20 protein-coding genes and 1 pseudogene are annotated in these 22,692 nt (G+C 39.4%); 17 read left to right on the top strand and 4 right to left on the bottom strand.

Features of this window, described 5'->3' with window-relative positions:
- Positions 1-79: 79 nt before the first annotated feature.
- Complete coding sequence (locus tag BMX69_RS12000; protein WP_100042464.1) at positions 80-1,663, bottom strand: ClC family H(+)/Cl(-) exchange transporter; 1,584 nt, start codon at positions 1,661-1,663, stop codon at positions 80-82.
- Between the two features lie 352 nt (positions 1,664-2,015).
- On the opposite strand from BMX69_RS12000, the gene BMX69_RS11995 reads away from it, so the two are divergent.
- The 7 genes from BMX69_RS11995 (at position 2,016) to BMX69_RS11965 (ending at position 9,064) form a co-directional block, all read left to right on the top strand.
- Positions 2,016-2,315, top strand: a complete 300-nt coding sequence (locus BMX69_RS11995; RefSeq protein ID WP_054791619.1) for an MGMT family protein — start codon at positions 2,016-2,018, stop codon at positions 2,313-2,315.
- Positions 2,316-2,497: 182 nt separating this feature from the next.
- On the top strand, positions 2,498-3,268 hold the full coding sequence (ygiD, locus tag BMX69_RS11990) for a 4,5-DOPA-extradiol-dioxygenase (protein ID WP_054791618.1): 771 nt from the start codon (positions 2,498-2,500) through the stop codon (positions 3,266-3,268).
- Between the two features lie 281 nt (positions 3,269-3,549).
- Positions 3,550-4,590, top strand: coding sequence for a helix-turn-helix domain-containing protein (locus tag BMX69_RS11985; protein WP_100042463.1), 1,041 nt, complete (start codon positions 3,550-3,552; stop codon positions 4,588-4,590).
- Positions 4,591-4,791: 201 nt separating this feature from the next.
- Positions 4,792-5,823 (top strand): ABC transporter substrate-binding protein, encoded by a 1,032-nt coding sequence (locus BMX69_RS11980; RefSeq protein ID WP_100042462.1) that lies wholly within the window; start codon positions 4,792-4,794, stop codon positions 5,821-5,823.
- 2 nt (positions 5,824-5,825) lie between these two features.
- Positions 5,826-6,941: a FecCD family ABC transporter permease gene (locus BMX69_RS11975; protein WP_054791617.1), complete on the top strand. Its 1,116-nt coding sequence runs from the start codon at positions 5,826-5,828 to the stop codon at positions 6,939-6,941.
- Positions 6,942-7,718, top strand: a complete 777-nt coding sequence (locus BMX69_RS11970) for an ABC transporter ATP-binding protein (protein WP_054791616.1) — start codon at positions 6,942-6,944, stop codon at positions 7,716-7,718. It abuts the gene before it with no gap.
- A gap of 14 nt (positions 7,719-7,732) precedes the next feature.
- The gene (locus tag BMX69_RS11965) at positions 7,733-9,064 is read left to right on the top strand and encodes an MATE family efflux transporter (RefSeq protein ID WP_100042461.1); all 1,332 of its coding nucleotides are present in this window, start codon (positions 7,733-7,735) and stop codon (positions 9,062-9,064) included.
- 254 nt (positions 9,065-9,318) lie between these two features.
- Here BMX69_RS11965 and rsmH read toward each other — a convergent pair whose 3' ends face one another.
- Entirely contained in the window at positions 9,319-10,368 is a 1,050-nt protein-coding gene (gene rsmH, locus BMX69_RS11960; protein ID WP_100042460.1) for a 16S rRNA (cytosine(1402)-N(4))-methyltransferase RsmH, read from the bottom strand.
- 295 nt (positions 10,369-10,663) lie between these two features.
- Here rsmH and BMX69_RS11955 point away from each other — a divergent pair, with 295 nt between their 5' ends.
- From BMX69_RS11955 to BMX69_RS11925, 8 genes and pseudogenes are all read left to right on the top strand, one after another.
- The gene (locus tag BMX69_RS11955) at positions 10,664-12,115 is read left to right on the top strand and encodes a DEAD/DEAH box helicase (RefSeq protein ID WP_100042459.1); all 1,452 of its coding nucleotides are present in this window, start codon (positions 10,664-10,666) and stop codon (positions 12,113-12,115) included.
- Between the two features lie 315 nt (positions 12,116-12,430).
- Positions 12,431-13,426 (top strand): annotated as a pseudogene (locus BMX69_RS25235) (collagen-binding domain-containing protein); the annotation flags it as partial.
- A 20-nt stretch (positions 13,427-13,446) separates the two neighbouring features.
- Positions 13,447-14,100 carry a hypothetical protein gene (locus tag BMX69_RS24705; protein ID WP_242941415.1) on the top strand — a complete coding sequence of 218 codons (654 nt, stop codon included), beginning with the start codon at positions 13,447-13,449 and terminating at the stop codon, positions 14,098-14,100.
- Positions 14,101-14,991: 891 nt separating this feature from the next.
- A complete protein-coding gene (locus BMX69_RS11945) occupies positions 14,992-15,870 on the top strand; it encodes an SDR family oxidoreductase (protein WP_100042457.1) in 879 nt (292 codons plus the stop codon).
- On the top strand, positions 15,870-16,151 hold the full coding sequence (locus BMX69_RS11940) for a YciI family protein (RefSeq protein WP_054792113.1): 282 nt from the start codon (positions 15,870-15,872) through the stop codon (positions 16,149-16,151). The genes BMX69_RS11945 and BMX69_RS11940 overlap by 1 nt, the downstream gene beginning before the upstream one ends.
- Positions 16,152-16,429: 278 nt before the next feature.
- Entirely contained in the window at positions 16,430-16,984 is a 555-nt protein-coding gene (locus tag BMX69_RS11935; RefSeq protein WP_100042456.1) for a PadR family transcriptional regulator, read from the top strand.
- Positions 16,981-18,228, top strand: coding sequence for a flavodoxin family protein (locus BMX69_RS11930; RefSeq protein ID WP_100042455.1), 1,248 nt, complete (start codon positions 16,981-16,983; stop codon positions 18,226-18,228). The genes BMX69_RS11935 and BMX69_RS11930 overlap by 4 nt, the downstream gene beginning before the upstream one ends.
- A gap of 42 nt (positions 18,229-18,270) precedes the next feature.
- On the top strand, positions 18,271-18,795 hold the full coding sequence (locus BMX69_RS11925; protein ID WP_100042454.1) for a GNAT family N-acetyltransferase: 525 nt from the start codon (positions 18,271-18,273) through the stop codon (positions 18,793-18,795).
- A 127-nt stretch (positions 18,796-18,922) separates the two neighbouring features.
- Here BMX69_RS11925 and BMX69_RS11920 read toward each other — a convergent pair whose 3' ends face one another.
- Positions 18,923-20,086, bottom strand: coding sequence for an epoxide hydrolase family protein (locus tag BMX69_RS11920; RefSeq protein ID WP_054792109.1), 1,164 nt, complete (start codon positions 20,084-20,086; stop codon positions 18,923-18,925).
- Positions 20,087-20,241: 155 nt separating this feature from the next.
- Between BMX69_RS11920 and BMX69_RS11915 the strand changes: the two genes are divergently transcribed.
- On the top strand, positions 20,242-21,096 hold the full coding sequence (locus BMX69_RS11915; protein WP_054792108.1) for a helix-turn-helix domain-containing protein: 855 nt from the start codon (positions 20,242-20,244) through the stop codon (positions 21,094-21,096).
- Between the two features lie 17 nt (positions 21,097-21,113).
- Here the strand turns inward: BMX69_RS11915 and BMX69_RS11910 are convergent, their stop codons facing one another.
- Positions 21,114-21,740, bottom strand: a complete 627-nt coding sequence (locus BMX69_RS11910) for a GNAT family N-acetyltransferase (protein WP_100042453.1) — start codon at positions 21,738-21,740, stop codon at positions 21,114-21,116.
- 102 nt (positions 21,741-21,842) lie between these two features.
- Here BMX69_RS11910 and BMX69_RS11905 point away from each other — a divergent pair, with 102 nt between their 5' ends.
- Complete coding sequence (locus BMX69_RS11905) at positions 21,843-22,670, top strand: MerR family DNA-binding transcriptional regulator (protein WP_100042452.1); 828 nt, start codon at positions 21,843-21,845, stop codon at positions 22,668-22,670.
- Positions 22,671-22,692 lie beyond the last annotated feature (22 nt).

Below are 22,692 nucleotides of genomic sequence, written 5' to 3'. Positions count from 1 at the left end.
GGCGTTGCGTGATGCGAATGGAAGATATTCTGAATTCAAATGACGATGTGATTATTCAATAAGCTATCAACAGCTTACTTTATTTTTGAGAAGATATTTTTACTGTTTCGCATATTTCCTGCAGGATTCTGTGGATTTTCCCCTGAGCGGATTCATCGCACAGGATTACGATCTTATCTCCGGCCGATAATGTTGTATTTCCCCGCGGAACAAACTCCGCTTCGCCCCTCATAAGCGATACCAGCAGACATGTCTGGGGCCAGTCGATCTCGGAAACCTTCTGTCCATCTGCATCACTTCCGTGAAATATCATTCCTTCTACCAGTACCTTTTCTCTGCTAAGAGAAGAATGAATTTCCGGTTTCATCTTTGCCAGTAACCGGTGAAGAAGCTGGTCATAGACGGGAGCCGTATGAAACATATCGGGGATGATGTAGGCCACCAGGGCAACCATGGACAGTGTCAGCAAATGAGAGAAGCTGCCGGTCATCTCACTGATCAGAATGACCCCGGTGATAGGAGAGCGGACAATGGCAGAAAAACAACCTGTCATTCCCAAAATGATAAAATTGTCCAAAAGTCCGTTTAAGGAACCGGTTACCAATCCAGCTGCATGGTAATAAATACTTCCGCTTAATGCTCCGATTACCAGAAGAGGAAGAAAGATTCCACCCGGTGCACCGCAGCCAAAGCTTAACATGGAAAAACTGAATTTAGCGATCAGAAGTACGATCAATGCCCCAAGTACCATCTGGCTACTGGTCAGTGTTTCCACCAGAGAATGACCTCCGCCTAGTACATATGGGTAGGTAAAACCGAAAATTCCAGCCAGTAAAAATGGTATCTGAACCCGGACTGCCTGAACCCGGATTCTCATATACAAATCCTGAGTCATGGAAAGGCAGTTGTTATAAAGAACTCCCATAGCGCCCAGGATTACCCCGAAGAGAATTACATGGCCATATGTTGATAAAGGCATCATGGTGCTGATCTGAAAATTAAAAGCCGGCTGAAGACCAAACACATTTCTGGATACGAAATCAGCTGTAATGGAGGAAGCCATAGTAGATAAAAGCAGTTCCGGTGAAAAATGCTTGTGAACCTCTTCCAAGGAGAATAGAACACCGGCAATGGGAGCATTAAATGCAGCAGAAAGTCCGGCGCTGGCCCCGCATGTAATTAGAAGCTTCTCCTCTGTTCTGGCTCTTTTGGTCAGGCGCGACAAGCCCTTTGCAGCCATTGCACCCAGCTGAATACTTGGCCCCTCTCTTCCCAGTGACAGACCGCACCCAATGGAAAGAAGACCACCGCCCATCTTTGCGATCAGAACTTTCCACCAACAGGGGTCTAATTCCCCCATCATCTCACCTTCTACCTGGGGAATCCCACTTCCGGATATAAAGGATTCCCATTTCAACAGCATTGCAACAACAAAAGCTGCGGCTGCCAAAAAAACAAACCACACCGGTATCACCCATATGTGATCTTTTCCATAGTTTAAAACTATATTAAGCAATTTCTCCGCATAGGTCAGGAGATACCGGAAAAGCACAACAATAACGCCTGAAATTGCACCAACAGCAATTCCTTCCAATATTAGAGCATAGCGAAAACTTCGGTAACGATTGATGGTATTCTTTACCGTGTGACATTCAGTCTGCATAATCATCCCTCCTGTAGCTGTATTTTGTTTCATCTGCAAACAATATAAAATTATAGTTCTTAAAATTTCTGTTTGCAAGTCAAATGCTGTATTTTTCTCTGTAATGGCTATCTCATAGAAAATTTTATTAATACATCTGTATGAAATTGCAGTCTGGAGTTTTGTAGGATTTAGGTAATACAGCTGAGGGATGCATTTCATTAACTCGAAAAATATGATATAATTTGAGTGCCGGTAATAAACGCAGTTTATAGGTCATAATCATGAAATTGAAACAGAGGAAGATAAAAACATAGGCGAGGATACGTCCGATATTGAAGGACATGCCAAGTGATAAGGAGATTTGTTTGATATGACACAGTTTACTGAGGAAGTCCTAGTAATAATAAAGGGAATACCATATGGGAGAGTTATGAGCTATGGACGGGTTGCAAGACTTGCAGGAAATACCAGAGGTGCGAGGCAGGTAGTCAGGATACTTCATTCTATGTCTGAGAAGTACAACCTCCCATGGCACCGGATCATTAACTCCAAAGGCAAAATTTCAATCACGGATAAAAGAGATGCAGCTATTCAAAGAGAACTTCTTATATCGGAAGGAATAGAGGTGACTGAGGACGGATACATAGATATTTCTGCATATGGAATATGAGATCAATACTGCTGTAGCATTTGGCGGCACCTAACGGATGCCACATTCGGTTCGTGTGAATAAGTCTACTGAGTCAGATTTAAAAGTCAAGTAGCCAGATTGGAAGTTTCAAATTAGAACGCAACTATACTCATAAAATCAAGTATCAATTGATGCATATAAAATGAAAGGGAGTTGACAATATGTCTAAAATGCCGATGATGTTTATAGGCCATGGTTCGCCTATGAACGCAATAGAAGATAACCGCTATACAAGGGGCTGGAAGGAAATGGCCAAGAAAATACCTAAGCCTGAGTCAATAGTATCAATTTCGGCACATTGGTATACGAAAGGCACAAAGATTATGAATGAGGAAAATCCAAAGACAATTTATGATATGTACGGATTTCCTAAAGAGTTATATGAGATTCCATATAATGTTCCCGGCGATCCGAAACTTGCGGAGAGTGTAAAAAGTTTAATCAGCAAACAAAGTGTATTTGATAATTCCTGGGGCATTGACCACGGTACCTGGTCTGTTCTGGTCCATATGTACCCCGAAAGAGATATCCCCGTTATTCAAATTAGCATAGATGCCTCCGCGCCGCCGGAAGTTCATTATCAGATAGGCAAGGAGTTAAAAGCCTTAAGGCATCAAGGCGTTTTATTGTTTGGCACCGGAAATATTGTTCACAACCTTCGAATGATTGATTGGGGGATAAAAGACAAAGGCTTTGATTGGGCATATAAGTTTGATGACTATATAAAAGAAAATATTGAAAATAGAAATCATGAGAATGTCATTAATTATCTGAGCTTGGGAGAAACAGCAAAATTAGCGGTACCTACGCCGGATCATTTTAATCCAATCTTATATATACTTGGCGCCTCCGATAAAGAAGATAAGATATCGACCTATAACAACAGCTGCATGATGGGTTCGTTGTCTATGACAAGCTATTTATTTACATAGATGGAAACACATATGCCACATAACAAAACTATTGATCTGAAAAATATACCCTGCCGCTAAGGACAAACTATGCCTTGCATTCTTGCGCCTACCTGGAACTTTCTGCTAGCCGTGATGAGATAAAAGATGCTTTTGACCGTGCACGGATCAAACACAATGTTATAAAATGCTTTAAACGTATTTAAAATTTGATTAGAAATAATTAAGGCAGTATGGTATAGTTAGCTTATACTAACAGTAAATATAGTTTTTTGATAATAAGACAAGAAAGGAGCTTGTAAATGGAGCATAAATTCTATATCAATTCAAATAATGGATATGCCGCTATGCTAGAGCAATATAGAGCCATGCATGAGCAAATAGGGGATGCTCGTTTCTTGCCTAACCACGATATGAGGAAAGGAATCGTTTATGATATAAAACCGGAGTATGGCAAGGGAACCATACAAATATATCATTTGCTCGGCAATGTTATGCTGCTCATCTATGATTTTGTGTTTAATAAGGATATTGTAACAGCATTTGATTTAACCCACAATTATTTCGAGATTGAATACTGTATAGACGGATGCATGTATATAGAAGAAGAAAAGGCAGGAGATACTTGCTTTAGCCAAAACAACTTATCCATCTCTTTATCACAGGATATGAAAGGTATCATCAAGCGCTGTGCAGGTCAAAAGTATCAGGGAGTTTCCATAACAGCCAACAGGCATGTACTTCCTTCTTATTTTGGAAGCACAGGAGTCGATGTATGGAATGATACAATAGAAAAACTGGAAGACCAGCTTCGCTCGGAGTATTATTTAGGTTTCGATACTCCCCTTGAAATCGCAGCTGCTTTTCTGCAGATATTTAATTGCCGCCTCCCTGCAAAAACCCGCACTTTATTTTACGAAAGTAAAGTTATGGAAATATTATCAATGATCGTATCTAACGAAATTATGAGGTATGATAAGTTTGAGCCAACAGCGCTCACCCCATATGAATTAAAAAAAATAAAGGAAATTCCACGAATTTTGCTTGAACAGCCTTTTGAATTACCAAGCATTCTTTCGCTATCTAAGAAGTTGGTTATTAATCCTAAAAAACTGACCAAAGGTTTCAAGCTTATTTATGGAGATACTATTTTCAGCTATCACAGGAAATTTTCGTTGCAGCAGGCTTCTTCCATGCTGCTGAACACAGAGAAATCAGTTAATGAAATTGCCTATGATATTGGCTATTCCAGCTCCAGCAATTTCTGTGCAGCATTTAAAAAACAATATGGTATTACCCCATTAAAATATCGGGAATCCTCATTGCTGCGTAATGCAGAATAAGTTTTATCATAATATAAAAACGTTGTTCTAAAACCACAAGTACATACTTGTGGTTTTTTTGTTTTTTCCATATTCATTTATTGAAAGTCTTTTACTCAATATAAATCGGCATTGCAAGCAATATAGTTCATAAGCGTTTATGCGGTACAATATACTACTAGTTAGCTTTAACTAACTAAATTCAATACAGGAGGGATATACATGCTAAAAAAAACAACATCTATTCTAATGGCAATTATCTGTTGTACCGCATTGGCGGCTTGCTCGCAACAGTCAACAAACGAAAATGAAGCATCAAAACCAGTATCAACCAACCAGACCAGTACCCCACAACAGGGCGGTTATTATCCTTTAAAATTTACGATCTATGACGATAAAGGAAACGAAATTCAGCAAACTGTTAATGAGGAGCCAGAGAGAATTGTCGTAATTGGGCAGGGCCTTGCAGAGTTGATGATTCACTTTGGAGAAAAAGACAGGATTGCAGGGCTGGCCTATTTAGACAATTCCTATTCCCAATATGAGGATCAGATCAAACAGATTCCGCAGCTCACGGATACGTGGCCTTCTAAGGAATCTATTATCGCACTGGAGCCGGATTTAATTGTTGCCATGTCTTCGACGTTTACCGATGAACGCCTTGGTGACATTTCGTTTTGGAATGAAAGAGGAATTCCTGTTCTTACAGGTATTAACTATACCATGGGCCGTACAATTAACAGTGTTTTTGACGACATCAACAATTTGGGAATGGTATTAAATATGAAAGATAAAACAGATGCTTTTGTAGAGGATCAGAAAACACGAATTAAAGTGATTCAGGACAAAGCCTCACAGTCGGCTAATAAGCCACGGATTTTGCTTTTTGCTGGAGGTCAAAAGGATACTTATTACTATTACGGTCCTACCCTCTGTGTCATTGATGAAATGGTGGAAGGCGCAGGCGGTGAGTACATAAAAATATCAGAGGATACTTATGTGGAGATGTCTACCGAATCCATCCTTTCTATTAACCCTGATAAAATTATTGTCACCGAGTTCCAGAAATCCGACAGCGACGCTGCAAAGCATTTATTACTTAATAATTCAAGCTTAAAAAATGTTACTGCTATTAAAAATGGGAGTGTAATGGTGGCTGATTATACGAATGCTATTCGCGGCAGCCTTAATCTTGCGGATTTATATGAGGATGTTGCAGAGTTTATTCATCCTGAATTGTTTAGGGAGGAATAAGGATGGTTTCAATACAAAAAGAAGAACAAAAGAATGCCTGGCAGACCTTTAAATGCAGCTTACATAAGCAATCTTCATTCTCAATAATTTTTATGATTTTACTCGTTGCTGTCGTTGCAACAGTTGTAATTTCAGTATCCATTGGTCAAGTATCGATACCCTTTCAGCAATCATTTAAGATATTGATACACCAATTGACTGGGGGCAAAATCGGTGATGATAGTGAGTTGGTAAACAGTATGTTTGCAGATATTATCTGGCAAATCCGATTTCCTAGGGTTCTGTTGGCAATGATTGTGGGGGCTGGGCTGGCACTTTGCGGAGTAGTAATGCAGGCTTCCGTACAAAACCCTTTGGCTGACCCCTATATCTTAGGAATTTCATCTGGAGGTGCCTTAGGAGCAACCTTCTCAATTATGCTTGGATTTGGGGCAGGAGGAATGCTCGGAGAGTTCGGGGTTGCGACATGGGCATTTATTGGTGCGCTGAGTGCTGCAGCACTTGTATTAGCTCTTGCCAGTATCGGAGGAAAAACATCTTCTGTCAAGCTTGTTTTAGCTGGAACTGTAATTAATGCCCTATGCAGTGCTTCTTCAAACTTTATCATTTATTTCGCGAAAAACTCAGAGGGTATACGTTCTGTATCCTTTTGGACAATGGGAAGTCTGGCATCAGCGGAATGGGATACTTTGCCTCTTGTGTCTGCAGTGGTAATAGCAGCAATAATCTTTTTCCTGTTCCAATCAAGAGTAATGAACACGATGCTAATGGGAGAAGAAACTGCGATCACCTTGGGTGTTAATTTGAATTTTTATAGACGGTTGTACATGGTGATTTCCTCCGTAGTAACAGGTGTTCTGGTTTCCAGCTGCGGAATTATTGGATTTGTAGGTCTTATCATTCCTCATATTGTACGTAGCATTGTGGGGTCAGATCATAAGCGGCTAGTCCCTGCGTCAATTCTTTTCGGAGGTTTGTTTATGATGTGGACAGATATTTTTGCCCGAACAGTAATTCCAAATGGAGAAATGCCAATAGGTATCGTCACTTCACTTTTTGGTGCACCTGTGTTTATGTATATACTGATTAGAAAAAGCTATGGATTCGGAGGAAGATAATTGAATTTAAAAGTAGATCACGTATCAGTCACCTTATCGGGTGCAGATATTGTAAAAGACATCAGCATGAAAGTGGATGAAAAACAATTTGTTGGAATTATTGGACCAAATGGGTGTGGAAAATCCACCTTGCTGAAAAGTATTTATAAAGTTATCAAACCGCAGAAAGGCATTGTCTTTTTAGGAGATAAGGATGTTTTAAAATCATCTGCGCGTGCTATCTCAAAAGATTTGGGGGTGGTAGGCCAATTTAATGAATTGAGCTTTGATTTTACTGTCCGCGAGATGGTGATGATGGGGAGAACACCGCACAAACATTTCATGGAATCTGACAATATGGAGGATTATAAAATCGCAGCCGACGCGTTAGACAGAGTCAACTTGGCTAAGTATGCGGACAGAAGCTATTTAACATTATCTGGCGGTGAAAAACAACGGGTAATATTGGCCAGAGCAATAGCTCAAGAGCCAAAGTTTCTAATCCTTGATGAGCCGACCAATCATCTGGATATTAAATATCAGCTTCAGATTCTATCAGTTGTCAAATCATTAAATATTGGTGTTCTTGCAGCCCTGCATGATCTTTCTATGGCATCTGTTTACTGCGACATTCTTTACGTAGTAAAAGACGGACAGATCATAGCTTCAGGAAATCCAAAAGCAGTGCTGACGAAAAATCTTATCAGGCAGGTTTTTGAAATAGATTGTGAGGTTTACTCCAATCCGATTACCGGTGATTTAGCAATCGCATACCTGTCCTCTACTAATAGGCGCTAGGAGGGAATAAAAAAATGGAAATTGATATGACCAAAGGAAATCCATCACGGATTATTCTGAAATTTTTCATTCCGTTATTTATCGGAGATTTACTTCAACAATTTTACAGTATTATTGATGCAATTGTAATAGGGAAATTTGTAGGTACAGATGCATTTGCAGCAGTTGGTTCCTCAAGTGCTGTAACCGTGTTTATAACATCTATTTTGCTGGGACTTGCTATGGGCGCTTCGGCAATTTTTTCTCAGCTCTATGGAGGCGGGCAGTATGATGAACTGAAAAAAACGATTTCCACAGCCTTAATTTTTCTGTTTAGTGTAAGCGTATTAATTACGGTTGTAACATCAATTTTTTTACCACAGATTATCGCCCTTTATCAAATGCCAGAGAAAACTGCCGTCTATGCTGCAGACTATTTAAAATATGTATTTTATGGTTTTATTTTTGTCGGTATGTATAACGCATTCGCTTTTCTATTACGGTCATTTGGAGATTCAAAAACTCCATTATATTTTTTAATTGCCTCTTGTATATCAAATCTCATTTTAGATTTGATCTTTGTAGTGGTGTTTCACATGGGGACCGCAGGTGCAGCGATTGCCACGCTACTTACTCAGGGTTTCGCTGCTATAGGCTGTGGTATTTATACAATAAAACGAATGAAATTTCTGAACTTCAAGCGGGAGGACTTAATATTCAGCAAGTCTGCATTTAATAAAATCGCCACTTTTTCCGTCTTGACAGCGCTGCAACAGTCAATTTCCAGCTTCGGAATGATGCTAATTCAGGGATTGGTTAATACCTTTGGCTCAACGGTTATGGCTGCATTTGCAGCTTGCTCTAAAATCGACTCTGTCGCCAATGCTCCTTTGCAAGATCTGGGTAATTCTTTTTCTACATATACTGCACAGAATGAAGGTGCTGGAGAAACAAAAAGAATCCGGGAGGGGTTTCATGCAACTTCAAGGATTATTATAATCCTGTCGGCAGTAATCAGCATTGTCGCGTTTATCTTTGCCCCAAACTTAATCACTCTTTTCGTAAACAAAAATGCAACAGAGGTAATCGCTGTCGGTGTCGGCTATCTTAGAATTGTTTCCATATTTTATGTATTGCTTGGCTTTATTGTTATGTTTTATGGATTTTTCAGGGGTCTTGGAGCCATTAAAATATCAATTTTGATGACCATAGTATCACAAGGTTTGAGAGTATTGCTGGCCTATTCATTAGCACCTGTCAGGGGCTTTTCGGGTGTTTGCTGGGCGATTGTTGTAGGATGGTTTTTGTCAGATTTATTAGGATTTTATATGTACAAGAAAGTCATGCTGCAAAAAAAGGCTAGTTAGTTTAATCAATAGTTATATTTAAAGCAACAGGAAAATCCAAAGGCATCAGGATAAGCAAATCCTGATGCCTTTATTTTAAACTTTATGGTTACGAAGTTTATGCGAAAACTGTTTTGCCGATACTAATAAAGCAGTTAGATAATTGCAGACCTCAAGAAGTTTCGCGGCACGTTGCACATTAGCTCAATACATGAAAAAGGGGTAGGCCTAACAGAAATTTGTACTATTTTTCTGTAATGGCTTACCCGTTTCTTTTAAGATTTTATAGCCCAACGTAATTTCGCACATCGAGCGCGGCCATTGGAATTGCATTCGGCTGCCGATGGCCGAATAGCATCAGGAGCAATTTCTCTATAGATCCCTTCACGATAGAAGCGTTTAAATGATTTTTTAACAAGGCGGTCTTCGCCAGAATGAAAGGTAAGGATCGCAACACGCCCGCCCTCAGCCATCGCCTCAGGAAGTTTTTCTAAAAATGTATATAACACTTCAAATTCATTATTGACATCAATTCGCAGCGCCTGAAAACATCTTTGACAGGATTTTTTTATTTCTTCGTTTCTATCCTTTTCCGGAATGAAATTCAATGCATCTTTGATGATTTGTTGGAGCTGATTAGTTGTTATAATGTCTTCTCCTTTTTTTATTGCGGAAATAATGGCACGAGAGATTTCAGCAGAATGTGGCTCATCCGCGTTTTCTAACAGCATACCATGTAATTCGTCTTGTGAAATGGTTTTAAGGCGATCCGCTGCAGAGATACCTTTCGATGGATTTAGACGTAGATCCAGCGGTCCCTCTGTTTTAAAAGAAAATCCTCTTTCAGGATTATCTATTTGCATGGAAGAGACGCCCAAATCTGCCAATATAAAATCCAATGGTCCTGATTCAGAAGTAATCTGATCGATATTGGAGAAGTTTGTTTGCCTGACCGTTAAAATTTCCGGGCCAAAACCTAAGTGTTCCAAACGCTCCCTGGTTTTAGGTAATTCAATAGGATCTACATCAGTAGCATACAAATGCCCCTTTGAATCTAAGCATTTAAGCATCTCTAAAGTATGACCGCCATAACCTAAAGTTGCATCTAATCCAGTTTGACCAGGGGCGATTTGTAAAATTTCTAATATTTCTTTTACACAAATGGAGCGATGCATACCAGCAGGAGTATTTCCCTTTTGAATGACCTTTGCCACAGCATCAGCATATAACTCTGGTTGAAGTTCCTTATATTTATCTTTAAAAGCTCTTGGGTGAGTGCCTTTATATCTTGGGCGACGCTTATGTTTTTGCTCTTGATTATCCATTTTTGTTTCCACCTTTTTAAATATCTATTTTTTATCTATGATCCAAAGCGCCCGGGAAGCGGACAGCTTTAAATATTCTTACACATTACATGATATCAAATGCATGTCATAATAGCAAATGCATAATATATGAATCTGTAGGAAAAATCAAGCCTGCCTCGGATGGAAGTTAATAAAACAGTAGTTATTGCATTGAACGGTATTCTCATGTAAAATGGGTTAGCACGTAACTTACCCAAGATTGAGGAATCTTTTTTATTATTAAAAAGAATTTAAATGGAAAGAAAGGCTAGATATGGATGTTAGAAAGTTTTATAATTATATAATCAGTGAGGATATTGTAAAGGCGCTTAATGGTCTGGAGTATGATATACCTACGGAAGTTCAGGCTAGAGTCATTCCAGCCGCTTTGGAAAAAAATGATTTAATCGTCAAAGCCCAGACGGGCAGCGGTAAGACTGCCGCATACGTAATTCCGATATGTGAATTTATTGAATGGCTGGAAAATAAACCACAAGCGCTTATTTTGACTCCAACAAGGGAGCTTGCTGTTCAAGTAAAAGAGGATTTTACCAATATAGGCCGATTTAAACGAATAAAAGCAGCAGCAATCTACGGAGGTCACCAGTTTTCTATTGAGAAAGCCGATTTGAAGCAAAAAACACATGTAGTTGTTGGCACACCAGGGCGTGTCATGGATCATATTAAGAAAGGTACGTTACCTTTAAATAAGATTAACTGCTTAGTCATTGATGAAGCTGACCGAATGCTGGATATGGGATTTATTGAACAGGTAGAAGAAATTATGAAAGAACTGCCCGAGGAACGGATGACAATGTTGTTTTCTGCTACTATGTCCGATGAAGTAAAAAATTTATCATCAAATTATATGATAGATCCTATCAATATAGATGTCAGCGAAGCCGGAATCGTGACGGCTGATATTAATCACGTTCTTTATATTACAGATGAAGAAGAAAAATTTGACTTAATGACCGATGTTATGATTATTGAAAATCCGGATAGCTGTATCATCTTTTGCAGTACAAAGGACCGAGTGGATATGGTTTGTGAACGTCTGAATGATTTAGGCTATCCCTGTAATAAAATGCATGGCGGCATGGAACAAGACGATCGATTATCTGCAATCAAGCGTTTTAAAAGGGGAGAGTACCGCTATTTAATAGCTACAGATGTAGCTGCAAGAGGGATAGATATAGAGAATATTTCTCTGGTAATTAACTATGACATCCCCTTGGATGAAGAAAATTATGTTCATCGCACAGGAAGAACAGGGCGTGCAGGGCGAAAAGGAAAAGCCATCTCATTTGTTGTTCCGACTCAAACCAGATATCTGTGCGAAATCGAAGATCTGATCGGGTTTAAAATTCAGGAAAAAATGAAACCTTCCAAAGAGGAAGTAGCCAATCAAAAACCTTCCTTTGATGAAAAAATGAATACGGCCCCTAAGATTAAAAAGATGAAAAGTGATCAATTAAATAAGGATATAATGAAATTACGCTTCAACGGTGGAAAGAAAAAGAAACTCAGAGCAACTAATTTTGTCGGAGTCATATCCAATCTGGAAGGTGTGAAGGCAGAAGATATCGGAATAATAACCATTCAAGATACCCTTACCTATATAGAAATATTAAACGGGAAAGGCCCATTGGTACTGGAAGCAATGAAAAATACAATGATTTGCGGCAAACAATTGAAGGTGACGAAGGCAGTGGATAAAATTTAAAATGCTGCATTGTGGAGAGAAATTTGAGATGCCAGCTGGGCTGAGCCACTGTCCAGGTTTCAGTGGCGTGTGAACTTCAGGGATTGACTGATTAATTGGTCAATCTCTTTTCTATTTTAGGCTTGATCACAGGAAAAATGGATTTATTGTCTAATATTTTTCGTGTCCACATTTACATAAATTCCAATGAATTTCAGAAAATTAACATAAAGTTTCGTCCAATTGCATAGAAAACTGCACAGAACCAATTCCTTTAGAATAAACTGAATTGAGAATGAAAATGCGTTGCAAATCGAGCAGTTTGCAGGAGTTTATATGGACAATATCAGCTATAGTGATGAAGCAATGACAAGTGCAGGATTACCTTATGATAATATAAATTGGTATAATATTGCGGGTCAGCCTTTTGGTACTGCCTCTAGATTTAATGTTATTGTATTTAATGATGCCAATAACATTATAGATATTGAAGGGCCTGTAGCAATAGGCGGAAGTTTTTACAGCCCCAGGGGTTTGAGTGTTGGCTTTGTCAGTAAAGGTAACAAAGCAGTCAATTACTCACCGGATTTAGTACGCTTTTTAGTTGGCGGTAATGTATCTATGACCGGCCCTTTGGTTGTGATCGGTCATGTGGTTGTGGGCGGAGGATTCCGTGCAGCCAAGGGAAGTACCTATTTAATCGGAAAAGATGGAATGAATGATGGGATACAAGAACTGAAATTTTTGTACCAGGCCAATGGAGGCAGCCAATATTGGACACCATCAGATAAAGGTGATCACTATGTGGTTCCCAGTTATGACGTACCAAGATATATACCTGCAAGCAGGATAGGTGCTGACCTACCCAGATTTTTTAGTGATGCCAGGGAAAGCATCGGTTTCTACAAAGACTGTATTGAGTCTTTAACTCCAAATGGAAATGTAGTGGATAATAATTACGAGTGGATTTTAAGGGGCAATGATCCTGTACAGAATGTATTCCTTATCGATGTAAGACCAAATGGTTTAATCAATAAAGGAATTCGTGCAGAAGTTCCACAAGGAAGCAGAGTTATTGTAAGGCTGAGAACAGGAGCAAATGCCCATTTGCAATACGGTGTTTATGGGGAAAGAAGTAAGGCTAATCAGACATTGTATGTGTTTGAGGATGCAACTAATATTTATATGGAAAAGTCTTCTGATATCTGGGGAAGTATATTAGCACCACAGGCTATGTTCCATGCTCATCCTACCGGCGGCCATGTAAGCGGCAATGCTGCCTTAGGATCTTTTGCCGTAAATGCTGAGAGCGGCTTTGAATTTCACTATTACCCATTTATTGGAGGAGTAATATGTCCAGCTGCAGCACCAGCGCCGGAAGTACCTCAGGTATCACCAGGACAGGAAGAACAGGTATGCCCACCTTGTCCGGCACCCACACCTTGTCCGGCACCACCACCTTGTCCGACACCACCACCTTGTCCGGCACCAATCCCTTGTCCGACACCACCACCCTGTCCGACACCACCACCATGCCCCACCCCGGAACCCTGCCCAGCATGTCCGGTACCGCCACCTTGTCCAGTACCACCACCTTGTCCAGTACCGCCACCATGTCCTGCTCCGGAACCCTGTCCGGCATGTCCGGTACCACCACCATGCCCTACCCCGGAGCCATGCCCAGCGTGCCCGGTACCAGAACCCTGCCCAGCGTGCCCGGTACCACCACCCTGCCCAGCGTGCCCGGTACCAGAACCCTGCCCAGCGTGCCCGGTACCACCACCATGCCCAGCGTGTCCGGTACCAGAACCCTGTCCAGCGTGTCCGGTTTGTCCACCATGTCCCGTACCGCCACCCTGTCCGGTACCAGAACCATGCCCTGCATGTCCGGAATGCCCGATACCGGAGCCCTGCCCAGCCTGCCCGGAACCGGAAACCATATTTGTTCCCATTCCAATACCAATTCCTGCAGAGTGTCCGGAACCGGAACCCTGCCCTGTTTGTGAGGAATGCCTGATTAAACCCTGTATTATTGCGGGCTGTGTCTGGGGCTGTTGCTGCAATAGTTTCCATGATTGGGATGTAAAGTTATATGAGAGATGCAAAGACATTGATACCTTACTGTGCTGCGTACAGATCAATGGTTGCGGCTGCTTTGAGTTTACAGTTCCTTTTGAAGGTTTTTATATCTTAAAAGTAAGAATGTCTGATAACTGCTGCAAGGCATTCCGGTGTAAACCAATCATTACGTTGAATAATGTTGGCGTAGCCTGTTTTATGATTGATTAATTTTATATCAATTTGCTGTTTATTATATTTTATCGGAGCTGCTGCATGCGGGGGATACCTTAATTGCAGCAGCTTTTTTATTTTCCTTTAGATGTTTGCCTTACCTTTAGAAATGGAAATGCTGCCCGTTCTCTGGCAGAAAACGAAGGCAGCGGATAAATTTTATAAGTATAGGAGTAAATAATATAATAAGCGACAGCATTCATTGACTTTCCAGAACTCATATGTTATCTTGTAATTATATTACTTGGATGGAGGGATTACGTGTGTTGATTTTTTTCCGATAAAGGGAGTTTTGCAATTAAATGCAATATTCTTTTAAATCTGCCTATGCAGATAATCGGGATAAGTCTGTCCATACGTGATACCTTATTTATGTTATAGCAAACGAAACCTCTCCGATTTAAGGAACGGTTGGTTTTTGTGTTGGCATTTATTATAATTATGGTATACTTTTTCCGATTCTATTTTGCATAGGCAGTAAATTGCCTGTGCTTTTTGTTATTCCTTGAAAGGGAGTTTTCAAAATGCGCTGGATAAGAGTAGGTTGACAATGCTTCATTTCAATGTTGAACATTAATTAAGTAAAATAGAAAAGGAGAATATCTATGACACATAATATGATAAATAAACGAGTATGGTTTATTACCGGAGCAAGTAAAGGACTTGGTTATGCCTTCACTTGTGCTGCACTGAAAGCCGGGGATAAAGTTGTAGCAGTTGCAAGAACGATTGACAAATTGGAAACACTAAAAGCTGCGTATCAGGAGACTTTGCTGCCATTAAACCTGGATGTTACAGACAGGGAAGCTGTTTTTTCTACGGTTAAAACAGCGATTGAACATTTTGGCAGGCTTGATATTGTCGTTAATAATGCGGGCATCATGACATTAGGAATGATTGAAGAATTGAGCGAAATGGAAGCCCGGAAAATGATGGATACAAACTTTTTTGGAGCCCTTTGGGTCTGCCAGGCGGTGATGCCATATTTAAGGGCTCAGCGTTCAGGACATATAATACAGATAACCAGTATTGGTGCCATTATCTCGGGACCAATGTCGGGCATTTACAGTGCAAGTAAATTTGCTCTGGAAGGAATGAGTGAAGCTTTAGCAAAAGAAGCTGAACATTTCGGAGTGAAACTTACCATGGTTGAACCAGGAGGCTACTGGACAGATTTATACCTTTCGATGAATTACAGCAATCCATTGGATTCATACGGGACACTTCGCGAAGAACTGGCCAAACAGTATTCCGAAGGTTCGGCAGATAGTGATCCTTCCTTGGCAGCGGAAGCCCTTATGAAATTAGTAGATAGTGATAATCCTCCCCTGCGGCTTATCCTAGGCAGCATGGTTTATGATTTGGCAATGGACGCATTAAAGAAACGTATGAATGCTTGGGAGGAATGGGAGGCAGTTAGCCGTGCATCGGAAAATGCGATCCCCGCACCTGAGGGATATAGAGTAACTAAGGAGGAAGAGTAATGACGTATATATATTTGATGAATAATGTAAAACCATTAAATAAGGAACTCATAAAGAGTCATGTGGATCATTTAAAAGAATTAAAGAATCAAGGCAGACTTGTATTTTGCGGGCCTTTTACAGATTACCCCGGAGGAATGGTCATTTTTTTAGCTGAAGATTTGGCAGAAGCAACGAAGATTGCAAAATCAGACCCTTTCATTGCTTCCGGATATAAATCTTTTGAAATCAGAACGCTGGAACCAGCTAATGACGATAACAATTACCTTTTGGGAGTATAAACTGGCATTCGGATCATTTTTGACGGATCAAAACATGGAACCCTTGGTATTGATTTCAAAAGTGTGCAGCTTTTAAAGTCTTGAAAATACTAGGGTACACGGATACTGATACTGTATTATAAAAGTTAATATTTCGTCTTGTTTTTATCCCTCGATATGTGTTTATGAAAACATATCGAGGGATTTTACATATATTCTTGACAAAATATAGAAATTGGAGTAGTGTTTATATATGTCTAAACGACATATAATCTACAGTTTTATAAAGGAGTAATTGCATGATAGAGTTAATCATTTTAGGATTTTTATCTTATAATAATCCTCTTACCTTATACGACATAAAAAAGGGAATGGAAAGAAGTACCGAATATTTTGCAAGTACAAGTCAAGGCGCAATCCATCCGGCCTTAGTGAAACTTGAGAAGAATGGATATATAACTTCAAAAGAGGAAGTTAAGAATAACAGGACAAAAAAGTTATATAGAATTACGGATTCTGGAAGAGAACGATTTAGTATGCTGATGAGGCAGGATTTGGGTTTTGATAAGTATAAGTCCACACAATTGCTAAAGATGCTATTCTTTAATGAATTAACCAAAGAGGAACGGTTGGAATCGATCAACCTCCATATTAAGAACTTTAAAAATATGCAGAAAGACCTTGTAAACATTAGAGAGGAAGGGAATCTGCGCCTTGAGGAAATGGGGGTATCTCTGGAAAACCATAGGCCGGCAAAATATGAAAATGATGCTCTTGCGTTTGGCCTTGCGTATACCAGCTTTGTGATAAAGTGGTTTGAAGATTATTTTATAAGGATAGAGGAGGAGTCATGAAAATATCAATTTTTGATTTAGGACAAAATAATAGAAATGAATCACTGGCTCAGGAAATTAAGAATTACTATCTGGAAACAAAAAAGGAAACAGAGGTAGTCATCTATCATTCTATGGATACCGAAATGAAGGATTGTATCGGTTGTTGGAGTTGCTGGTGGAAGACCCCTGGAAAATGTGCGTTGAACGATGATGCATTTAGATTGTATAAGGACTATATAAACAGTGATGAAGTGGTTATTTTGTTTCATACAGCAAATGGCTTTATTGATGGAAAGGGAAAAACATTTCTGGATCGATTAATTCAACATTATCTACCCTACATTAAATTAAGAAATGGTGAATGCGGTCACTTGAAACGATATGATAAATATCCTGTTATGAACTTCTATTTTGAAAAGAGTGGGTTAAGTACTGAGGAAGAAAAAGTCATAAAGGACTATCTCACCCGAATGGCATACCATTTCCAAAGCTCTTGTAAAGAAATTTTGTATAAAAACGAAAGTATACAAACAGCTGTCTTAGAAAGCACAAAGCCTATGGCTGAGGTTTTGTCAAAGGAAGTTATTGAAAGAAAACCAAGCGGCAAATGGGTGATTTATAATGGATCTCCAAGAGGGAATCATTCTAACAGTAAGCTGATCATTGAAAAGATAATAATGGGAATGAAGGCACAGGGAGCAGAAAATATAGAAGTTAGGAATTTGATAAATATAAAAGAACAGAAAAATTGGGCTGAGAATTTCAGCTCCGTTGAAAATAATTTATTTGTATTTCCGCTTTATGTTCACGCTATGCCCGGATCAGTAATGAAATTCTTTGAACTACTAAAGCCAATTAACAATAAAGAGGTACATATGGCATTTTTAGTTCAATCCGGTTTTCCAGAGACTAGTCAGTCGTACTATTTGAGACCTTATCTTGAACTAATTACAAAAAGGCTGGGAGTATCCTTTGATGGAACCATTATAAAAGGCGGTGTGGAAGGTATCCAAATGAAACCGGAAAAAGCCAACAAAAAGTTCTTTGATCAAATGGAGTTAATAGGAAGAACGTATGCCAGCAAAGGAATCATGGATTTAGACCTGAAAAAAGAATATGAAAAATCGGAGTATCTATCAAAAGGGACTCAATTATTATTTTCTATATTCACATTAACCGGATTAACGAACTACTATTGGGATTTCAATCTTAAGAAGAATGGTGCTTATGAAAAAAGATTTGCAAAACCATATACGGAATGAAAGCAAGTGGGGAAGTTTTTATAGTAAGGGAGGAATCGTACGATGCGAGAGTATTTTCTAGAAACAAACCGGATTGGTTTCTCGAAGTGGAGTGCTTCCGATTTGGATTTGGCTGCTCAGCTATGGGGGGATAAAGAGGTTACACAGTTTATTTGTGCTGCCGGAAAGTTTTCATATCAGGATATCATTAACCGCCTGGATATTGAATTCCATAATGATGAGGTGTTTCATATACAGTACTGGCCTATTTTTGAGCTTGCTACAGATGAACTGATTGGATGTTGCGGTATCCGCCCCTTTAAAACGGATACGAATTCCTATGAGTTTGGTTCTCATCTGCGAAAAAAATACTGGGGCATGGGATATGCCTCTGAGGCAGCAAGAGCCGTCATAAATTACAGCTTTGATATTTTAAAAGCAGATAAATTGTATGCAGGACATCATCCGCAAAATAAAGCATCAGAAAAGCTGCTTTTGAGACTGGGTTTTCAATATATTGGTTTGAATTTTTATGAACCGACGGGATTGTATCATCCGTCTTATGAAATCGGGAGAGGAAAATTATAATAGGTTTTATCATGAATGCCCGATTTTACAGATTAAGGAAGATAAAACAAGCGCATCACGCCGAGCAGCCTCCATGCTGCTCGGCGTTAGTTCTTATTAGCCCGAGAACTTATGATTCCAAGAATTTTTATTTCGTTTTATTCTTCGTTCTAAATGGTCTGAAGAATGCGCGAATATCATCGGCCATAACTTCGGGTTCCTCCATGGCAGTAAAATGTCCGCCGCGAGGCATTGAAGTCCAGCGGGTTATATTCAGATTTTGCTCAGCCCATTTTTTAGGCGGCAGCAAGACATCAGCCGGGAAAAGGGCAATGCCTGTGGGTACCTCTATGCGCCCCATCAAAGGCAAAGAATGCACGTTTTCATAATACATATTAGCTGATGACCCTATAGTATTAGTAACCCAATAGATCATGATATTCGTGAGTAGTTCATCCTCGCTAAACCTTTGTCGAAGGTCGCCGTTACAATCGCTCCATGAACGGAATTTTTCAATAATCCAACCAGCCAAACCGACTGGCGAGTCGGTAAGTCCGTAGGAAATGGTCTGAGGTTTTGTGGATTGGATCGACATATAGGCTCCCTCATTGGAAATCCATTCCTGCGCATTTCTTTTGTATTGCAGTTCGTCTTCCGAAAGATCCTCTAGGTCTTTCGTATATACGATATTTCTTATTATTCCGATATCTGTCAGGTGAATTCCGTATAGAAGCTCCGGATGGTTTAATGCTAAATATCTCGTAACACCAGATCCCATATCTCCGCCTGCAGCAGCAAACTTTTCATAGCCGAGTTTTTCGGTCATTAGTTTAGACCAAAGCTCAGAAACCCGATAATTGTTCACACCGCCATGCTCAGGGCGACTGGAAAAACCAAATCCAGGTATGGAAGGGACGATTACATCGAAAGAGTCTTCCGGGTCACCGCCGTGGCGAGCCGGATCACTGAGAAGAGGGATCATCTTCCGGTAACGCAAATAACTGTCAGGCCAGCCGTGAGTAAGAATAATTGGCAAAGGGCACGGCCCCTTACCGCGTTCGTGAATGAAGTGTACATTGATACCATCGATATCACATTGAAACTGAGAAAAGCGGTTTAATTCGGTTTCCTGTGCGCGCCAATTAAAATGATCCCGCCAATACGTAATCAGAGATTTTAAGTAACCAATATCAGTCCCTCGTTCCCAGCTGGTGTTTACTAATTGGTCTGGCCAGCGAACATGCTCCAGCCTGTATCTTAGGTCATCAAGTGTTTCATTGGATACTTGGATATGAAAACGTTCAATGTCCATTATTTTTCTCCCTCCATTTATAGGTTCATGCAAATGTTTTTACCTTAATTTGATGAAAAATTAATTATATTTAAAGTGTACCATTTTAAAAATATGATACAATGAGAGAAATGTAGTTTTTAACTATACTATCTGCAGAGAGGGGGTAGACTGCTATGCCTCAATTTGACCGCCATAAAAAACGGACGGTAAAGATTGAATTTGTTACTGCCGAGGACTTTAAAACTCTTCCCTATAAGGAGCGTTTTACAATTATTTTTATTACAGATGGAAGTATCACAGGGATATTGAATGACCGCCCAATGAAAATATCTGCACCAGGTGTTCTGTGTTTGTCGAAAGAAGATACAATAAAAATATCTGACAGTAAGAAAGTATCAGCACAATCCTTCAGCTTTCATACGGAATTTTTAAACAGTACACGAATTTCTGAAAAACTGGACAACGTTTCAACTAATTTAAGAATACAAACCGGTCTTTCACTTTTTCGCCGAGATCATACACAAACCGGGGTACCCCTTCTAACCGCTAAAGCATATCCGCAGTTATTTGAGTGGTTTTTTGTGCTTGGAACAGAAGTGTTTGCTCAGAGCGATGCACTTTGGGTATGCAGAATAAAAAAATACCTCATACAAATATTGGGTTTGCTTGAAAATCTAAGCCGCCAGGCGGAACAATCACCAGTTGATTTAGTATTAGAATATATATACACGAATTATTCAAATAAAATTATATTGGAGGACTTAACCAGCTGTGCACACTTAAACCGGGTATCTTTAAATGAACTGTTTAAAGAAAGATGCGGTTGTACAGCAATGGGCTATTTGCAGTTGTACCGAATGCAGGTAGCAGGGGATCTTCTAATCCACACAGATATGAGTCTCAATGAAATTGCACGTTCAACAGGATTTGAATATGACACTTACTTTATAAAACAATTTACAGCTAAAAGAGGAGTATCTCCTACCTCATATCGGAATATTTGCCGCGAACATGCCGCATCTTTATGAGAGAATTGCTCTCACATTCAATGCTTCTTTTTCAGTTCGGGATAAAAATTCTTCCGCATAAAAGTCCAATGACATGTTCCGACAAAAAATCCTTTTAAGGGGCTTTTTATCTTTTTTATTTCTTTAAATCCTAACCTGGAATAAAGGTTTTTTGCAGAATTATCTTCAGCAACCACTAATGACCAAGAAGTATAGCCCCGATCCAATAATGCCTGTTCGGCGTGTTGAAGCAGCAACCTGCCAATTCCTTTCCCACGCAATGCCTCACTAACTGCAATGTGTTCTATATAGCATTCATTTGGCGTGTTAGCATCTAGCAGCAGCATTTTAAAAAACAGAAGTATGGTATTAATGACGCCGTACTTTTTGCATAAGGAAATGACCGGTATTTTTTTATTTCCTTTTTCTTTTTTACCGCAGAGTATTAATATCACTCCAACAATATTCTGATTTTGTTTTGCAACAAAATGGAGATAGGAGGGATCACCGGCTTTTAAATCCCAAGAAGCATATATAATATCTTTTATTTCGCTAATGCTTAAATTCTGACGATGGCAAAACTTGCTGTTAAAAGAATGAACCAATAAAGCAATTACGCTTTCGAAATCTTTGTCTTGATACTCTTCAATAATAATATGATCCATGACAGGCCTTCCTTTACAAACGATTATTTAGGTACTATACTTACCATAAACCCTTGAGCGGCTCAAGAGTCAATAGGCTCAATTCAATTTTAGGAGGGCAAGATGCACGGATTGTTACGTATAGGACAAGTAAGTAAATTATATGGTATATCTTTGGATACTTTACGACACTATGATCGAAAGGGGTTGCTTGAACCTATCGTCGATTCCCAAAGTGGTTACCGGTATTATACTCTGGAACATCTGGATATTTTAGAAATGATTCTGGTAGGAAAATTTACTGAAATCCCTCTGGATCAAATGAAAGAAAAAATAGATTCGGAAAGTATTAATGGTTATTTGTCCATGATACAAGAACAGCGCAGCCGCATCTATGAAAAACAAAAGATATTAAACCAGCTTGGGCAATATACGGAGGGTATGCTGGAACTACTGAAAACGATTACTGAATTTAAAAATGATCACAGCTTTTCTTCCGTTACCATTAATAAAGAGTTGAATTTGACTATTTACAACGTGGATTTACAAACACTTCTAGGTGAAAATACAATCTCCCATCAAATAGATGGAATGGAATCTTTTGAGCAATGGTTTTCTTATCATGTTAAAGCAAACGGAACAATTGTAGAAAACGGCGAGACAATCGGACTTTCCGTTCTTGATAATATGATAAATACGAAGAGATTGAAAAGTAGTTTAGAATTTGCATCTAAGTCTGATTTTGTATCACGGCACCACGTAGCCGGTAGTTATGGAATCATTTCATTTTGGGGAACTCAAAATGATTTAGTGGAATATCTATATGAATTATGTCGTCATTTTGATTTGCATGATACTGTTCTGCTAATTAAATTTCGATTTGCGTTGCCTCATAAAAGTATGGACCATGAGTATTTTGTGGAAATATACTTTCCCCATAATCCGGTATAATCCTATATATGTGTTGGAATAA

This window comes from Lacrimispora sphenoides JCM 1415, from assembly GCF_900105615.1.
GTDB classification, from domain to species: domain Bacteria; phylum Bacillota; class Clostridia; order Lachnospirales; family Lachnospiraceae; genus Lacrimispora; species Lacrimispora sphenoides.
The sequence above is the reverse complement of the archived record's forward strand: the minus strand, read 5'-3'. Positions and strand labels throughout refer to the sequence as shown.